At 49.3% G+C, this 16,254-nt stretch carries 21 protein-coding genes and 1 other RNA gene; 14 read left to right on the top strand and 8 right to left on the bottom strand.

Annotated features, from left to right (window positions below):
- Positions 1 to 404: 404 nt before the first annotated feature.
- The 11 genes from MPHASIOC01_RS18215 (at position 405) to MPHASIOC01_RS18265 (ending at position 7,744) form a co-directional block, all read left to right on the top strand.
- Positions 405 to 1,706 (top strand): MFS transporter, encoded by a 1,302-nt coding sequence (locus MPHASIOC01_RS18215; RefSeq protein WP_064600521.1) that lies wholly within the window; start codon positions 405 to 407, stop codon positions 1,704 to 1,706.
- Between the two features lie 121 nt (positions 1,707 to 1,827).
- Positions 1,828 to 2,604, top strand: coding sequence for a transcriptional regulator ExuR (exuR, locus tag MPHASIOC01_RS18220; protein ID WP_064600523.1), 777 nt, complete (start codon positions 1,828 to 1,830; stop codon positions 2,602 to 2,604).
- 337 nt (positions 2,605 to 2,941) lie between these two features.
- On the top strand, positions 2,942 to 3,604 hold the full coding sequence (gene yqjA / locus MPHASIOC01_RS18225; RefSeq protein WP_064600526.1) for a DedA family general envelope maintenance protein YqjA: 663 nt from the start codon (positions 2,942 to 2,944) through the stop codon (positions 3,602 to 3,604).
- The gene (gene mzrA, locus MPHASIOC01_RS18230) at positions 3,601 to 3,987 is read left to right on the top strand and encodes an EnvZ/OmpR regulon moderator MzrA (protein ID WP_064600527.1); all 387 of its coding nucleotides are present in this window, start codon (positions 3,601 to 3,603) and stop codon (positions 3,985 to 3,987) included. Before yqjA ends, mzrA begins: the two co-directional genes overlap by 4 nt.
- A gap of 158 nt (positions 3,988 to 4,145) precedes the next feature.
- The gene (locus MPHASIOC01_RS18235; RefSeq protein WP_064600528.1) at positions 4,146 to 4,406 is read left to right on the top strand and encodes a DUF1090 family protein; all 261 of its coding nucleotides are present in this window, start codon (positions 4,146 to 4,148) and stop codon (positions 4,404 to 4,406) included.
- Positions 4,407 to 4,502: 96 nt separating this feature from the next.
- On the top strand, positions 4,503 to 4,802 hold the full coding sequence (locus MPHASIOC01_RS18240) for a YqjD family protein (RefSeq protein ID WP_064600529.1): 300 nt from the start codon (positions 4,503 to 4,505) through the stop codon (positions 4,800 to 4,802).
- On the top strand, positions 4,802 to 5,203 hold the full coding sequence (locus MPHASIOC01_RS18245; RefSeq protein ID WP_064600531.1) for a phage holin family protein: 402 nt from the start codon (positions 4,802 to 4,804) through the stop codon (positions 5,201 to 5,203). The genes MPHASIOC01_RS18240 and MPHASIOC01_RS18245 overlap by 1 nt, the downstream gene beginning before the upstream one ends.
- A complete protein-coding gene (locus MPHASIOC01_RS18250) occupies positions 5,196 to 5,471 on the top strand; it encodes a YqjK-like family protein (protein WP_064600532.1) in 276 nt (91 codons plus the stop codon). Before MPHASIOC01_RS18245 ends, MPHASIOC01_RS18250 begins: the two co-directional genes overlap by 8 nt.
- Positions 5,472 to 5,663: 192 nt before the next feature.
- Entirely contained in the window at positions 5,664 to 6,056 is a 393-nt protein-coding gene (locus MPHASIOC01_RS18255; RefSeq protein WP_064600534.1) for a DoxX family protein, read from the top strand.
- A gap of 140 nt (positions 6,057 to 6,196) precedes the next feature.
- Positions 6,197 to 7,186, top strand: coding sequence for a glutathione S-transferase family protein (locus tag MPHASIOC01_RS18260; RefSeq protein WP_064600536.1), 990 nt, complete (start codon positions 6,197 to 6,199; stop codon positions 7,184 to 7,186).
- A 192-nt stretch (positions 7,187 to 7,378) separates the two neighbouring features.
- Positions 7,379 to 7,744 carry a DUF805 domain-containing protein gene (locus tag MPHASIOC01_RS18265; protein WP_064600538.1) on the top strand — a complete coding sequence of 122 codons (366 nt, stop codon included), beginning with the start codon at positions 7,379 to 7,381 and terminating at the stop codon, positions 7,742 to 7,744.
- A gap of 49 nt (positions 7,745 to 7,793) precedes the next feature.
- Here the strand turns inward: MPHASIOC01_RS18265 and MPHASIOC01_RS18270 are convergent, their stop codons facing one another.
- A complete protein-coding gene (locus MPHASIOC01_RS18270) occupies positions 7,794 to 8,693 on the bottom strand; it encodes a LysR family transcriptional regulator (RefSeq protein ID WP_353613045.1) in 900 nt (299 codons plus the stop codon).
- A gap of 101 nt (positions 8,694 to 8,794) precedes the next feature.
- Between MPHASIOC01_RS18270 and MPHASIOC01_RS18275 the strand changes: the two genes are divergently transcribed.
- Both MPHASIOC01_RS18275 and MPHASIOC01_RS18280 read left to right on the top strand, forming a co-directional pair.
- Positions 8,795 to 9,496, top strand: coding sequence for a pirin family protein (locus MPHASIOC01_RS18275; protein WP_353613046.1), 702 nt, complete (start codon positions 8,795 to 8,797; stop codon positions 9,494 to 9,496).
- Positions 9,497 to 9,518: 22 nt separating this feature from the next.
- On the top strand, positions 9,519 to 9,668 hold the full coding sequence (locus tag MPHASIOC01_RS18280) for a hypothetical protein (RefSeq protein WP_197499299.1): 150 nt from the start codon (positions 9,519 to 9,521) through the stop codon (positions 9,666 to 9,668).
- 30 nt (positions 9,669 to 9,698) lie between these two features.
- On the opposite strand, the gene MPHASIOC01_RS18285 is transcribed toward MPHASIOC01_RS18280, so the two are convergent.
- Complete coding sequence (locus MPHASIOC01_RS18285; RefSeq protein WP_064600542.1) at positions 9,699 to 10,025, bottom strand: gamma-glutamylcyclotransferase; 327 nt, start codon at positions 10,023 to 10,025, stop codon at positions 9,699 to 9,701.
- 49 nt (positions 10,026 to 10,074) lie between these two features.
- The gene (locus MPHASIOC01_RS18290) at positions 10,075 to 10,635 is read right to left on the bottom strand and encodes a TetR/AcrR family transcriptional regulator (RefSeq protein ID WP_064600544.1); all 561 of its coding nucleotides are present in this window, start codon (positions 10,633 to 10,635) and stop codon (positions 10,075 to 10,077) included.
- A 94-nt stretch (positions 10,636 to 10,729) separates the two neighbouring features.
- On the opposite strand from MPHASIOC01_RS18290, the gene MPHASIOC01_RS18295 reads away from it, so the two are divergent.
- On the top strand, positions 10,730 to 11,197 hold the full coding sequence (locus MPHASIOC01_RS18295) for a nuclear transport factor 2 family protein (RefSeq protein WP_353613047.1): 468 nt from the start codon (positions 10,730 to 10,732) through the stop codon (positions 11,195 to 11,197).
- Positions 11,198 to 11,361: 164 nt separating this feature from the next.
- On the opposite strand, the gene rnpB is transcribed toward MPHASIOC01_RS18295, so the two are convergent.
- The 5 genes from rnpB to MPHASIOC01_RS18320 all read right to left on the bottom strand — a co-directional run bounded on the left by rnpB (position 11,362) and on the right by MPHASIOC01_RS18320 (position 16,027).
- Positions 11,362 to 11,740, bottom strand: an RNA gene (rnpB, locus tag MPHASIOC01_RS18300) — RNase P RNA component class A.
- 32 nt (positions 11,741 to 11,772) lie between these two features.
- Entirely contained in the window at positions 11,773 to 12,918 is a 1,146-nt protein-coding gene (gene garK, locus MPHASIOC01_RS18305; protein ID WP_064600548.1) for a glycerate 2-kinase, read from the bottom strand.
- Positions 12,919 to 12,982: 64 nt separating this feature from the next.
- Positions 12,983 to 13,873: a 2-hydroxy-3-oxopropionate reductase gene (garR, locus tag MPHASIOC01_RS18310; RefSeq protein ID WP_036104796.1), complete on the bottom strand. Its 891-nt coding sequence runs from the start codon at positions 13,871 to 13,873 to the stop codon at positions 12,983 to 12,985.
- Between the two features lie 33 nt (positions 13,874 to 13,906).
- On the bottom strand, positions 13,907 to 14,677 hold the full coding sequence (garL, locus tag MPHASIOC01_RS18315) for a 2-dehydro-3-deoxyglucarate aldolase (RefSeq protein ID WP_353613048.1): 771 nt from the start codon (positions 14,675 to 14,677) through the stop codon (positions 13,907 to 13,909).
- 21 nt (positions 14,678 to 14,698) lie between these two features.
- Positions 14,699 to 16,027 carry an MFS transporter gene (locus tag MPHASIOC01_RS18320; protein ID WP_353613049.1) on the bottom strand — a complete coding sequence of 443 codons (1,329 nt, stop codon included), beginning with the start codon at positions 16,025 to 16,027 and terminating at the stop codon, positions 14,699 to 14,701.
- Positions 16,028 to 16,254 lie beyond the last annotated feature (227 nt).

The raw sequence follows: 16,254 nt of genomic DNA on the forward strand, positions 1-16,254 counted from the left end.
CATTGCATCCGAGTGGAATTTTGTGTCCCGGATCACATAAACCATACAAATTATGTTTATTTAAAGTTAAAAAAAGTACTGCAAGCCGCGCCAGTTCTGGCAAAGCATACCCCGATTTAATAACCCTGTCTTTAATGTACTTTTGTGATGGCTCTCAACTTTTAAAGATGTATGACAAGTTATCTTTTGCCACGTCAAGAACAGTAAATATTACGGAATATTTGGCGATGCGCTTTTATCGCTTTTGTAGGTATGGATGCCGGATGCTTTACACATTCTAACTAGCAAGGCACGGGCCATACCTAAGTTTCACTGGTAGAACCCTCCTGAATAAAACTCATATGCAGGTCTGGTCCTGTAATGCAACCGTGTGGCGCGGTTGAAAACAAATACTGAGGTTCGAAATGCGAAAGATCAAAGGCTTACGCTGGTATATGATTGCACTGGTCACGCTGGGGACCGTGTTGGGGTATTTAACCCGTAACACTGTCGCTGTGGCTGCGCCGACTCTGCAAGAACAGCTCCATATTACTACTCAGCAATACTCATATATTATTGCCGCTTATTCTGCATGCTACACAGTAATGCAGCCTGTTGCTGGCTATATCCTTGATATTCTTGGTACAAAAGTTGGCTACGCCGTATTTGCCATCTTCTGGGCTATCTTCTGTGGTGCAACAGCGTTGGCGGGAAGCTGGGGCGGTCTGGCTATTGCCCGTGGGGCAGTCGGTGCCGCAGAAGCCGCAATGATCCCTGCAGGCCTGAAAGCCAGTAGTGAATGGTTCCCGGCGAAAGAACGTTCCATTGCCGTGGGCTACTTCAACGTAGGCTCCTCTATTGGTGCCATGATTGCGCCGCCTCTGGTTGTGTGGGCGATTATGATCCACAGCTGGGAAATGGCATTTGTTATCACCGGGGTTCTGAGTTTTGCCTGGGCGATGCTGTGGCTGTTCTTCTATAAGCACCCGAAAGATCAGAAAAAACTGTCTGATGAAGAACGTGATTACATCATCAGTGGTCAGGAAGCTTTGCATCAAACCAGTAACATCAAAAAGCTTTCTGCCTGGCAGATCCTGCGTAACCGCCAGTTCTGGGGTATTGCGTTACCGCGTTTCCTTGCTGAACCGGCCTGGGGTACGTTTAACGCCTGGATCCCGCTGTTTATGTTTAAAGTCTACGGCTTTAACTTGAAAGAAATCGCCATGTTCGCCTGGATGCCAATGCTGTTCGCTGACCTGGGTTGCGTAATTGGTGGGTATTTACCTCCGCTGTTCCAGCGCTGGTTTGGTGTTAACCTGATTGTTTCTCGTAAGCTGGTTGTCACCATGGGTGCATTCCTGATGATTGGCCCAGGTACCATTGGTTTGTTCACCAGCCCTTATGTCGCTATCGCTCTGCTGTGTGTGGGTGGCTTTGCCCACCAGTCACTGTCCGGCGCTCTGATTACGTTGTCTTCTGACGTATTTGGACGTAACGAAGTGGCTACTGCTAACGGGATGACTGGTATGGCAGCCTGGACCGCCAGTACGTTGTTCGCTCTGGTTGTCGGTGCGCTGGCCGACAAAATTGGGTTCAGCCCGCTGTTTGCCGTACTGGCTGTGTTCGACTTGCTCGGTGCACTGGTTATCTGGACGGTACTGAAAAATAAATCCGCTGAAGACATTGTGGATGAAGGTGGCGTTGCTCACGCTGCGGCGCAAAGTTAAACCTGGTTCTCAAAAAGCCGCCTTAAGGCGGCTTTTTATTAGCATCAAGTAGAGCCGGGAAGAGATAAGTGGTATAACAAATTAGTTTCATCATGTATCAGACCCCATCCTGGAGCCGCTTATGGAGTTATCGGATTCTCGTCGCTTATATCAGCAACTGGCCGCTGAGCTAAAACACCGAATAGAAAGCGGAGTTTATCTTGTCGGAGACAAATTACCGGCGGAGCGTTTTATTGCTGACGAGAAAAATGTCAGCCGGACAGTGGTACGCGAAGCCATTATCATGCTTGAAGTGGAAGGGTATGTTGAAGTCCGTAAAGGTTCAGGCATTCATGTCATCGCCAACCAGGCCCGCTACAGTGCGCAACCCGATGAGCGGTTTGAATTCGCTAATTACGGTCCTTTTGAATTACTCCAGGCCCGCCAGTTGATTGAAAGTAATATTGCAGAATTTGCGGCAACGCAGGTGACCAAGCAAGACATCATGAAGTTGATGGAAATTCAGGAACAGGCGCGGCATGAGAAATGTTTCAGGGATTCGCAATGGGACTTACAGTTCCATGTGCAAGTTGCCCTGGCCACCCAAAACAGCGCGTTAGCCGCTATTGTAGAAAGAATGTGGACACAGCGTGTTCATAACCCTTACTGGAAAAAGTTACACGATCATATCGATCTCAGAACAGTCGATCACTGGTGCGATGACCATGATCAGATTTTGCGTGCCCTGGTCAGAAAAGATCCCCACGCAGCTAAACTGGCGATGTGGCAGCATTTGGAAAATACCAAACAGATGCTGTTTAATGAAACCAGCGACGACTTTGAGTTCAACGCAGACCGCTACTTGTTTGCTGAAAACCCGGTCGTTCACCTTGAAGCTCCCGGCATCCCACATAAATAATTCGTCAATGGGCGAGAGATATTCAGGGCGTTAGTGTCAGCCTTTGTAAATACTCTCGCCAGCCTGCATTTTACCGCGCAAAATCAGCCCGACTACTGCTAAATATTGTGACGCACAACATCTATATTTGTTACAATTGTACGCATTTTTCGTGGCCAGCCTGGCTTTTTGCTGCCTTTTGCCACGTATGTGATACGCCAGAAAAGGCTGTTTTTTATACGGTGATCCAGTTTGTACGCTGATAATGTTTTTACGGCAGCACACACGCGACAGACCCATCCCGCCATTTGCCTTCTTCTGCCGTTATTGGTTTTGACTGATGTGCCAGGACCCCTGAATGGAACTTTTTACACAACTCCTTAATGCACTCTGGAGTCAGGATTTTGAAACCCTTGCCAATCCTTCAATGATTGGCATGTTGTATTTCGTTTTATTTACGATTTTGTTCCTGGAAAATGGCTTACTCCCGGCGGCATTCCTCCCTGGAGACAGTTTGTTAATTTTAATCGGCGTACTGATTGCTAAAGGTGCACTGGCGGCTGTCCCCACATTGATTTTGCTTACCGCAGCAGCCAGCCTGGGTTCCTGGGTCGGCTTTATTCAAGGCCGCTGGCTTGGCAACGCCCGACTTGTGCAGAAATGGCTATCTCATCTGCCCGCCCATTATCATCAACGTGCCCACCATTTGTTCCATAAGCACGGCCTTTCCGCATTACTTGTGGGCAGGTTCATCGCATTTGTTCGTACTCTGCTCCCAACCATTGCGGGCCTTTCTGGCCTGAGCAGCTCTCGTTTTCAGTTTTTCAACTGGATGAGTGGGTTACTGTGGGTTCTGATTTTGACTGCTCTGGGTTACCTGCTGGGCAAAACCCCCGTGTTTGCCAAATATGAAGATGCGTTGATGTCCTGTCTGATGCTTATCCCGGTGGTACTACTGGTCTTCGGTCTGTTGGGTTCCCTGGTGATGTTGTGGAAAAAACGCAGCGGGAGCAAAGGATGAAACTGTTCCATCATTTAACTAATAACCGGGCCCACCTTGCTATCGTGGCTCTGTTACTGATCTGTGCCAGCACCGTATTCTGGGCCGCGACCCGTAAGCCAGACACCACTCTGGAAATTCGCCCTGCACAGGCTGGCGCAACAATTCCCGATGGTTTCTTCGTCTGGCACCATCTTGATGCCAATGGCATTCGGGTGAAAAGCATTACACCAGATAACAATAAGCTCGTGATTAAATTTGATTCCAACGTGCAAAGCGAAGCCGCTGCCCGGGTGCTTTCTGCAACACTTCCCCATGGGTATGTTATCACGCCCCGCCAGGAACCAACCCCGTTTGACCACTGGCTGGCCCGCCTTGGCGTTTCACCTTCCAGAATTGGCTAACTTGCTTTACCGAATATTCTGAATATTTTCACTTACTTTGCCGTTTAGCTGCATCCTGACTATGCTTACCAGGCGATTTAAAAATACAAAATCGCTACACTGACAGCATCTTCAACGGACTGGTGCCCCCTTGTTGCTGCTACCAGAAACGAACGGACATGTTAACAATGAATTATCGCACCTTGCTGGTTTGTACGTTTACCTTGCTGTTTTTCTCCCCTCTGATACAGGCATCCACCGCCTGTCAGGACAAGCAGCAAGATATATTGCGTGAGATAAGTTATGCGAAAAAGCACCATAATCAGCGCCGTATTGATGGCCTGAATAAGGCTCTGGCGGAGGTCAGGTCCCGGTGCAGGGAAGAATCCCATCACAGCAACTTATCGGGTGAAAAACATAAAAGCACTCATACGCGATAAAGGCCCACTCGAACGGCAGGCCAGCGTTACAGCAGTCACCGCATATGTATAGCGGTGACTGATTCATGGAACTGTGAATTAACTGGAGAAGCCTGTATGTCTAAAGATACTGAACAACTGCGAGATGAACTTAAATCCCTGGCGGATACTCTTGAGGAAGTGCTGAATTCTTCGGGTGAGAAATCGAAAGAAGAAGTTGAAAAAGTACGAGCCAAAGCTGAACGTATGCTGAAACAGAGCCGGGTGCGGGTAAGTGAAACAAGTGAGGCAGTGCTGCGACAGACAAAAGAAGCAGCCTGCAAAGCAGATAACTATGTGCATGAAAATCCATGGGCCGGAATCGGAATTGGTGCCGCTGCGGGTCTGGTACTGGGTATGCTGCTGGCGCGTCGTTAATGATGGATAATTCTCCGACACAAGGGCCGGGAGGGCGTATTCTTGGTTCGGGAAAGCGAATTCTGTCGCTGCTGGTCTCCATGGTGGAGACCCGGCTTCAGTTAGCTGTAGTCGAACTGGAAGAGGAGAAAGCGCGCCTGTTTCAGTTACTTCTTCTGCTGTCACTGACGTTGCTTTTCACTCTGTTTGGTCTTGCCAGCCTGCTGGTGCTCATTGTTTGGGTTATTGACCCTCAATACCGGCTCTATGCCCTGACGGCAGCAACAGTTGTATTGTTACTCCTCGCACTCTTCTGTGGTCTTGTGGCGTTGCATAAATCACGGGCCTCCACTCTGCTGCGCCAAACTCGTAAAGAGTTAGCAAACGACAGGCAGGCACTGGAGGATACTCACCATGAATGAATCACTTGCCGAACGAAAGGCGCGGCTGACATTGCGTATTCAGCAGCAACGCCTTGACTTGCTCAGCGCAGAGCGCGAGTGGCTATCTGCAATGGCACCGGTAGATGCGGGCTGGGGGTATCTGGCCCGCTACAAATGGGTGGCCATCGCCGGAAGCGGTATACTGGCGACCTGGCAATTGCGCCATCCTGGAAGGCTGATACGCCTGTTAAGACGTGGGCCACTGGTCTGGAGCGCCTGGCGCTTAGTCCGTAACATACGGCGCTGACTGATAAAATCCCGCGGTTCCCCCGTGGGATTCTTTCAATTCAAACATAATCAATTTTTTTGAATTTTTCTGACAATTATACTTGCTAACAATCTCCCTTCAGTCTCTTTAGTATTCAGCCATGGACAGCAAGGCACACTAATCACCTGCTGCTACTCAATAAAAATAAACTGGTTTCCTGGAGAGAGTAAGATGAAAAAATTCGAAAATATTGGTTTTCTGGTTGCACGCATCCTGATGCCAATTCTGTTTATCTATGCCGGCTGGGGCAAAATCAACGCTTACGGAGCAACTCAACAATACATGCAGGCAATGGGTGTGCCGGGGGCCTTATTACCGCTGACCATCTTACTGGAGTTTGGCGGTGGCCTGGCTATCCTGTTTGGTTTCCTGACGCGCACAACAGCTATTATTACTGCAATCTTCACGTTAATTACTGCGTTTATCTTCCACAGTAATTTTGCAGAAGGCGTGAACTCACTGATGTTCATGAAAAACCTGACGATTGCAGGCGGTTATCTGCTGCTTTTCATCACCGGCCCTGGTGCCATCAGCCTGGACCGTGTCCTGAAAAAGAGCTGGTAATGGTTCAAAGCAAAAGGCGGAGATATGCTCCGCCTTTTGCTGTATCACGGCAACTGACAATCAGCCCCTTCACTTGTTTCTCGCTATAACAGTGTGCAGTTGGGAAAACGGGTTGAAGAAACAGAACAGAGGAAACAGACATGGGACAACTTATTGACGGAGTCTGGCACGATACCTGGTATGATACGAAATCAACTGGCGGGCGATTCAAGCGCTCTGTCTCCGCTTTTCGCAACTGGATAACGCCAGACGGCACACCGGGCCCAACCGGAACAGGTGGTTTTTCAGCATCAACATCCCGCTACCATTTGTATGTCTCTCTTGCCTGCCCCTGGGCTCACCGAACGCTGATTATGCGGCAATTGAAAGGGCTTTCTGATTTTATTCCCGTTTCAGTGGTCCACCCCTTGATGTTTGAACACGGCTGGACACTGGCACAGGATTTCCCGGGCGCTACAGGCGATGGCCTGTACCAACATGAGTATTTATACCAACTCTACTTACATGCCGATGAGCAATACTCTGGCCGTGTTACCGTCCCCGTATTATGGGATAAACAAAACCAGACGATTGTCAGCAACGAATCAGCTGAGATTATCCGTATGTTTAACAGTGCATTTGATGCACTGGGCGCAACAGCGGGAGATTACTATCCCGAAGCTTTGCGTGAACAAATAGATGAGATTAACGCCTGGATCTATGACTCCGTGAATAATGGTGTGTATAAGGCAGGGTTCGCGACATCTCAGGATGCGTATGATGAAGCGGTAGCCGGCGTGTTTACTGCGCTGGATAAACTGGAAGACCTGCTGGGGCAACAACGCTGGCTGGTGGGTAACCAAATGACAGAAGCAGATATCCGCCTGTGGACCACGCTTATCCGTTTTGATCCGGTGTATGTCACCCACTTCAAATGCGACCGCAAACGCATCAGTGATTACCCCAACCTGTTCGCCTACTTACGGGATATTTACCAGATACCCGGAGTTGCTAATACGGTTAACTTTGATCATATCCGCCACCACTATTTTTGTAGCCATAAAACCATTAACCCAACCGGCATTATCTCCACAGGCCCGGTTCAGAATTTAATGCAGCCCCACGGGCGCGAACAGCAGTTTCCAGGTTAAATACCGTTAAATTGTGAGACGAAAACCGGGCCTGCGCCCGGTTTTTGCCCTCATTTAACAAGCCCACGCTATTTCTGCTCAAAAAGGTGAGAACTCAACCATTCTCTGTGCCTGCCATTTGCCAGTTTTATTTTCAGTCCTATGCTTTATTTGGTGATTAAAAAGGTTGTCTGACTGGAAAGGAGAGTGCAAATGGACTGGTATTTAAGCGCGCTGCGCAATTACTTTGGTTTTCAGGGAAGAGCTCGCCGCAAAGAATTTTGGATGTTTACCCTGGTTAATATCATTTTTGCTGCAGTTCTGGCGGTGCTGGACAATATGTTACACCTGCGTATTCATGAGCAGGGGGTATTATCATCGTTGTATAGCCTGTTTGTGTTAATTCCTTCACTGGCGCTACAATTTCGCCGCCTGCACGATACCAACCGTTCAGCCTGGTGGTTGCTACTCATGTTCATTCCACTGATTGGCGCGCTGATCTTGCTGGCGTTCTATTGTCAGGAAGGTAACCGTGGTGCCAACCGTTTTGGCAATGACCCTAAAATAGCGATTAACTGACAGCACAGAACCCGGTGCAACTCCCCGGGTTCTGCTGCAAAAGCGTGGGCTATTTCATTTGCGCGAACAGTTTCGGTATTTCACGCAGGCACCATGACTTGGCTTCACCCATGCTGTCGCCCCGCCAGGCCATGATAATGTCAACCTCGCTGGTCGATTCGGGGCTCACGACCCGTAAACGCCCTTCCTCGATATCCTGTTTCACCAGCGGCCATGGCATGGTTGCCACCCCCATGCCATCCAGTAAAGCCCGATGCTTATCATGAATGGTACTTACCGTAAGGCGCGGCTGTTTATCCAGCAGCTGGACGGTTAATACCGGGCGCTCGCGTGCGGTGTCAGCCACCGCTATACCCCGGTATTTCACACGCGTTACCTCTGAAAGCGGCTCTGCCTCGTTATGGATAGGATGGTCTGCCGCTGCGACATAAACATTCTTCATGGAGTAGAGCTTTCGGGAGTTAATCTCTGTTGAAGAGCGAAAATGCATGTCGGGTGCAATAACGATATCCGCCCGCCCTTGTTCAAGACGCTCCCAGGCGCCAGCCAGTACCTCGGTCAGCAGGGAAAGCTGGGTATTGGCTTTTTGTGCCAGCCTCTCCACCAGAGGAAATAATGCAAAAGTAGGTACCAGTGCTTCAGTCACAATCGTCAGGTGAGTTTCCCACCCCCTGGCCAGTGCTTCAGCATCTGTTGTGAGTTTATCGGCAGCTTCCAGCAACACCCGGCCCCGTTCCAGCAGCATTCTGCCGACATTGGTGAATTTAGTACGGTGACCTGAGCGGTCGAAGAGCACCACATCCAACTCTTCCTCAAGCTTTTGCATGGTGTAACTCAGTGCAGAAGGTACTCTGCCCAGTTCATCTGCCGCTGCTGCAAAACTTCCCCGCCGGTCAATAGCATCCATCACTCTTAATGACTCCAGCGTGAGTGCGCGTTCTTTTGCCATCCTCTTCTCTTTCAGGAAATTTGAACATACCAAGCAGATTAACTGGCTAACAATGCAGCGTCCAGTTACTTAACATGGAGAGAGCAAAAAGAGGTTAAAACATGATTACGACAAGAACTGCAAAACAGTGTGGCCAGGCAGATTTCGGCTGGTTACAGGCACGTTACACTTTCTCATTTGGACATTACTTTGACCCGGACTTACTCGGCTACGCATCATTACGTGTACTGAATCAGGAAGTTTTGGCACCTGGTGCCGCATTTCAGCCGCGCACTTACCCTAAAGTGGATATCCTGAATTTAATTCTGGATGGTGAAGCAGAATACCGTGACAGCGAGGGTAACCATATTCGGGTTAAAGCAGGTGAGGCGTTGCTTTTATCCACTCAGCAAGGTTGTAGTTACAGTGAGCATAATGCCAGTAAAGATAAATCGCTCACCAGGATGCAGCTGTGGCTTGATGCCTGCCCGGAACGCGAAAATCCGTTAATCCAGAAAATAACCCTGTCAGGGGACAAGCGGCAGTTAATTGCCTCACCGGATGGCCAACAAAACAGCCTGGTGCTGCGCCAGCAAGTCTGGCTCCATTATGTGAACCTGAAAGCAGGCGAACAGGAAGAGTTTCAGTTACATGGGCCACGGGCATATTTGCAGTCTATTCATGGTTCTTTTCACGCGCAAACAGGCGCTCAGGAAAAAGCCCATATGACTTGTGGTGACGGCGCATTTATTAAGGATGAGGCACATCTAACCCTTGTGGCGGATACCGACCTGGAAGGGTTACTGGTAGACTTGCCTGTATAACCACACCATGAGAGAGACTGTTATGCAACACGAACAAACACTCGCAAACAGCGCAACAACACCTGTGGCAAAGCCTGCTTCACTCGACGATGTTTTTACCCAAATGCTGGATGAGCTGGAAGCAATTGTCGCGGAAGCACAAGTTCGCCTGGCTGAAGAGCTTTATGCCTGACACCACACTTTTTCTGCCAGGCCTGGGGCATCAGGCCTTCAGAATATAGACAAAGGCACAAATTTTTTGTCCCTGCTGCGTAGTCACTTCCGCGGTTACCCGCAGGTAGTCAGCACCTTCAAAATCATCCAGCATCGCCCAGTTTTCATCCAACTTTGAGGATGAAAAAAGATATCCGTCAACAAGTTCGCCCTGTGAGTCCGGTATCAGCGCCGGGTAGCCACCAAGTGTGCGCCAGCCCGCATTGACCAGATGCCCCGTTACACAGGCCGGTTCCCAAAGGCCTTCCATTTGCGCCAATAACCCGGCGTTTTTCTCCCCCGGGCAGAGAGATCCATAGACAAACAAATATGCCATAGCGGCTCCTGGTACCTGTCTCACTAAAACGAAGAATGGATGAAATAACTTACTGTGTGAAGTCAGCAAGGCAAGCCTGCAATAGTGCCACTGTCGCCTCCCGGTCTTCTTCCCGCTGCGCCTGAACAATCGCGCCATCCACTAATAAAGCACATTTTTGCGCCGTCTGAATACGCTGTGGGGTATCTGGCAGACATTGCGCGATAGTATCCGCCATATCCTGCTTATGTTCACGAATTACGGGCAGAGCCTCCGGTAATACACCGGTAATTTCACTGGTAGCATTAATAAAAGCACAGCCGTGAAATTCAGGTGACAGAAACCAGCGGGAAAGCACCTGTGGTAGTGCCAGGCAGAGCTTGCCACTCTGCGCCATTTCCTCTTTCAAAGCGGTGGCAAACCACGTTATCCATAAGCCATGCCGGTAGTGAAGAAAAGCCAAAATAAGGTCGTTCTTGGCCGGGAAATGGCGGTAGAAAGTTACTTTCGTCACCCCGGCTTCTTTGATTATCCGGTCTACGCCGGTAGCCCTGATTCCGTCTTTATAAAACAACTCATGGGCAGTGCGAATAATGCGCTCTTTAGCGCTGACTTCTTTAGTTGCAGTCACTTCAGGTTTCCTGATTTCAGTCAATAAGTAGACAGACCTGTCTACATCAGATAAATTAAGTAGACAAATCTGTCTACATACTACAGGAGATATCATGGAAACACGACCACCCGTTCCCCCTTTTACTTACGACAGTGCCACACTAAAAGTACGGATGGCAGAAGATGCCTGGAATAGCCGCGATCCTGAAACAGTATCGCGGGTGTATGCGCCTGATACTGTCTGGCGCAACCGGGCAGAGTTTGTCACCGGGCGTGAGGCTGTGGTGAAATTTTTACAACGCAAATGGCAAAAAGAACTGGATTATCGGTTAATCAAAGAGTTATGGGCAGTAAATGAGAACAGGATTGCTGTCCGGTTTGCTTATGAATGGCACGATGACTCAGGGAACTGGTTCCGTAGTTATGGTAACGAAAACTGGGAATTTAATGAGCAAGGCCTTATGGTAAGGCGCTTTGCCTGTATCAACGATCTCCCTATTTCGCACACTGAACGCCTGTTCTTCTGGCCTTTAGGCAGGCGCCCGGATAACCACCCCGGGCTGAGCGAATGTGGTTGTTGAGTGCCAGAGCGAGTATTACAAAAAGAAAAACCCCGCCATTGCTGGCGGGGCCTGAAAGTGTGAAGCTGACTGGTAAGCCGCGTTCTTCGTTATATAGCGTCTTGGGCAGTCATTCATCTCTGTTGATAAAAGAAAAGCCCCGCCATTGCTGGCGGGGCCTGAAAGTGTGAAGCTGACCGGTAAGCCGGGTTCTGTCTTGGACAGTCATTCATCTAGGCCAGCAATCGCTCACTGGCTCAAGCAGCCTACCCGGGTTCAGTACGGGCCGTACCTTATGAACCCCTATTTGGCCTTGCTCCGGGTGGAGTTTACCGTGCCACGAACTGTTGCCAGCCGTGCGGTGCGCTCTTACCGCACCCTTTCACCCTTACCTGATCCTGCTTGCGCAGGCCATCGGCGGTTTACTCTCTGTTGCACTGGTCGTGGGTTTGCACCCCCCAGGCGTTACCTGGCACCCTGCCCTATGGAGCCCGGACTTTCCTCTCCTCCGCCCGTCTCCTTCGAAAAGGACGACGACGAAGCAGCGACTGTCTGGTCAGCTTCGGCGCGCAGTATAGAGGGTTTCACGCCGTCTGTCACCTTGCGGTGCACATACCGACCATTAACGTGGCCGCAATATTACGCGACTCACGATAGATATTTTCAAACGCGCCCCGAAACGCCTCTTCCAGAGAGCCAATACTGCTTAATACGCTGAATACGGCATCAATACCATACTGATGCACAACAGCGACATCCTTCGTCAGAGAGCCCGCTATACCAATGACGGGCTTATGGTATTTTTTCGCCACACTGGCAATACCAACTGGCACCTTACCATGAATACTTTGGCTATCCAGCCGGCCTTCACCTGTAACAACCCAGGTGCAGTCGTGAATGTGTTCTTCCAGATTCAGTGCTTCAGTGACAATCTCAATACCACTGCGCAACTCTGCACCCAAAAACGACATTAATGCTGCTCCCATACCACCAGCCGCACCAGCGCCAGGGACATTCTTCACATCGACATTCAGCGCACTTTTAATGATGTCTGCGAAGTGGTCAAGATTATAATCCAGCGTGCGAATCATGCTTTCCGTCGCCCCTTTCTGAGGCCCAAAGATTCGGGAAGCGCCGTATTCACCCAATAAAGGGTTGGTGACATCACAAGCAACATTAATCACGCAATGCGCAAGGCGGGAGTCCATATTGCTGATATCAATATTACGCAGTTGTAAAAGACTACCGCCACCAAAACCAATTTCCTCACCGGCTTCATCGGTAAGGCGGGCACCCAAAGCCTGAACCATACCCGCGCCACCATCATTGGTCGCACTGCCACCAATACCAATAATGATGTTTTGAGCACCTTTCTCCAGTGCATGGAGAATTAATTCCCCCGTACCACGAGAAGTCGTCAGTAATGGGTTACGCTGTTCCGGTGGAACCAGTGCAAGACCGCTGGCCTGGGCCATTTCAATAAATGCGGTTTTCCCGTCACCCGAAATACCCCATTCCGCCATAACCTGTTGCCCTAAAGGCCCGGTAACCGGGGAGCTCATTCTGACTCCCTGAGTGGCCGTTATCATGGCATCAACGGTTCCTTCGCCACCATCGGCAACCGGCACGGAGACATATTCGGCATCAGGGAAGATTTCACGAAATCCTTTTTCAATTGCCTGCGCTACCTGAGTGGCAGAAAGGCTCTCTTTGTATGAGTCGGGTGCAATTACGATTTTCATAAGGTTGTTGCCTGGTCATGCCACTCAGGGCGAAAACATCCGGGCGCTGTCTCGCGCCCTTGCCTTATCGGCTGACTTCAGTCTTAGCCAGTTTTTCGTAGTAGCATGCCAGTGCACTGTGGTCGGCAGAGCCAAGCCCGTCAGCACGTAATGCCTGCATCATTTCCATTACCGCTGCGGTCAGAGGTAACTGAGCACCCACGCCATGGGAAGTATCCAGCGCATTCGCCAGGTCTTTAATATGCAGTTCAATACGAAAACCCGGTTTGAAATTACGATCCATAACCATTGGGGCTTTGGCATCCAGCACAGTGCTTCCTGCCAACCCACCGCGGATTGCCTGATAAACCAGATCCGGGTTAACACCCGCTTTCGTTGCCAGAACCAGAGCTTCAGACATTGCTGCAATATTCAGGGCAACAATGACCTGGTTTGCCAGTTTAGTCACATTACCTGCACCGACATCGCCGGTATGAACCACTGAACCTGCCATTGATTTCATCAGGTCGTAGTATTTATCGAATACTGCTTTGTCACCGCCAACCATCACAGACAATGTGCCATCCACAGCTTTGGGTTCACCACCGCTAACCGGTGCATCAAGCATGGATACGCCTTTCGCTTTCAGTGCTTCACTGATTTCGCGGCTGGCAAGTGGAGCAATGGAACTCATATCAATTAACACCAGCCCCTGGCGGGCACCTTCGATAATACCGTTCTCACCCAATGCAACTTCTTTCACATGTGGGGAGTTGGGCAGCATCGTAATAATGACATCACACTGTTCAGCAATGGCTTTCGGTGTTGCTGCAGTTTCTGCACCTGCAGCAATAACATCGGCAATGGCTTCAGGATTACGGTCTGAAACCACCAGGGAATAACCGGCCTTAATGAGGTTTTTACTCATTGGTTTACCCATAATACCCAGGCCAATAAAACCAACTTTCATCGTCATAATTTGCTCTCTCTCGCTATTTACAGGTGGTCGTTACTTTTTGAATGCATCACACAGTTTTTGAGTGGCACCGCGGAAAACCCCAAGGTCACTGCCCACAGCAACAAAGGTTGCGCCCCACTCCAGGTAACGACGGGCATCAGCTTCAACGGGTGCCAAAATACCGGCGGGTTTGCCATGTGCTTTTGCGCGTTCAAAAATATGCGCAATTGCGCGTTGCACTTCAGGATGAGAAGGGTTGCCCAGATAACCCAATGCGGCGGACAAATCACCCGGCCCCACGAAGATGCCATCCACACCCTCAGTCGCAGCAATTGCATCCAGGTTATCCAGCCCTTCCTGGCTTTCGATTTGCACCAGAATCGTGATGTTGTCGTTTACCGTTTTGAAGTAGTCTTTAACTGTGCCGTAGCCATTACTGCGATGAGAAACAGAAACGCCACGAATACCTTGCGGTGGATAACGTGTCGATGCCACAGCCCGTACGGCATCATCTTCTGATTCAACAAACGGGATCAGGAAGTTATAAAAACCGATATCCAAAAACCGTTTGATGATGACCGGCTCATTGGTTGGAACGCGCACCACAGGAGCACTGAGGCTGCCCTTCAGAGCCATAAGCTGGGGAATGAAGGTAGAAATATCATTCGGCGCATGTTCGCCATCCAGCACCAACCAGTCGAAACCAGCAAGGCCAAGCACTTCTGTTGTGATAGGGCTTGCAAGAGCAGACCAGCAGCCTATCTGTGTCTGGTGAGCCGCCAGCGCGGCTTTGAATGCATTTGGGAAAAATTCGCTATTCATTTGTCTTGCCTTTATCGTTGCTTATTTTTGAAGTTCCATACGTTTGATATCGCCAACAACCAGCAGGTAGCAAACCATCGCCATCAGTGCTGAACAGCCGACAAAGATCAGAGCAGCATTAAAGGAGTGAAGCTCGCTGACCAGGTAGCCAATCACCAGTGGAGTCACAATTGATGCTACATTACCGAAGACATTAAACACCCCACCGCACAACCCAACGATCTCTTTCGGTGCAGTATCTGAAATTACCGGCCAGCCCAGCGCCCCAAAACCTTTACCGAAGAATGCCAACGCCATCAGCGTCACAACCAGTGCGGTGTTATCGACGTAGTTACACAAAATGATGGTTGAGGCCAGTAACATGCCAAGCACTATTGGTAACTTACGGGCAAAGGTAAGAGAGACACCACGACGAATCAGGTAATCTGAGAACACGCCGCCCAATACTCCACCAGCAAAACCACACAGTGCAGGAATAGAAGCAACCAGGCCAACTTTCAAAATTGACATGCCACGCGCCTGAACCAGGTAAATAGGAAACCAGGTCAGGAAGAACCAGGTAATGGTATTAATGAAATACTGGCCAAAAAATACACCTAACATCATCCGGCTTGTAAGCAACTGTTTGATATAGTTAGCCTTTGGACCAGCGATGCTGTCATTCTTGCGTTGGTCCATATCCACAACTGCTCCACCTTTACGGATGAAGTCCAGTTCTGCTTCAGACATGCGCGGATGAGCTGTTGGGTTATGGATAGTACGAGTCCAGATCCAGGTCAGGATAAAGCCAATAACCCCCATTACGGTGAACACATGTTCCCAACCCCAGGTAAACGTGAGCCAGCCCAGTAACGGAGAAAAAATAGCTAATGAGAAATATTGCGCAGCATTGAACAACGCCGAGGCGGTGCCACGCTCTTTGGTCGGGAACCACGCGGCAACAATACGCGCATTTGCAGGGAATGAAGGCGCTTCGGAAAAGCCCAGCATAAAGCGCATCACGAACATTGAGATCCCGGCCCATGCAAGAGGAAATATGCCAACGAACCCTTGCAGGAAAGTAAACAATGACCAGAAAAACAAACTGTAGGTATAAACTTTACGTGAACCAAATTTATCCAGTAGCCAACCTCCGGGAATTTGCATTAACAAATAAGCCCAACCGAAAGCCGAAAATATATATCCCAAAGAGATTGAACTAAGTTGTAGTTCTTTACCCACTTCAGCACCGGCGATGGAGAGAGTGGCCCTGTCTGCATAATTCACTGCAGTGACAATAAATATCACTAATAATATGAGATATCGGGTGTGCATTCCCCGTTTAGCTTCCACCGTTTCATCCAAAATCATTTTTCCAGCCTCTAAGTCGGGTACAAACAAATAAATTTAAAATGTTTTTATGAACACCATATAAATAAACCAATAAAAAAAACTGGTAAGTGTTTTTTAATTTTCCACAGTATAATCACAGTATAAATAACGCGCACCATGCAAACGCACAATTGAAAGTGTGAATTTAAATTATCTAATGAGCAAATGCACAATAGCATGGGCGATAATGCACAATTTTTACTGTT

Origin of the sequence: Mangrovibacter phragmitis, assembly GCF_040429585.1 — a bacterium.
In the GTDB taxonomy this organism is placed as follows: Bacteria; Pseudomonadota; Gammaproteobacteria; order Enterobacterales; family Enterobacteriaceae; genus Mangrovibacter; species Mangrovibacter phragmitis.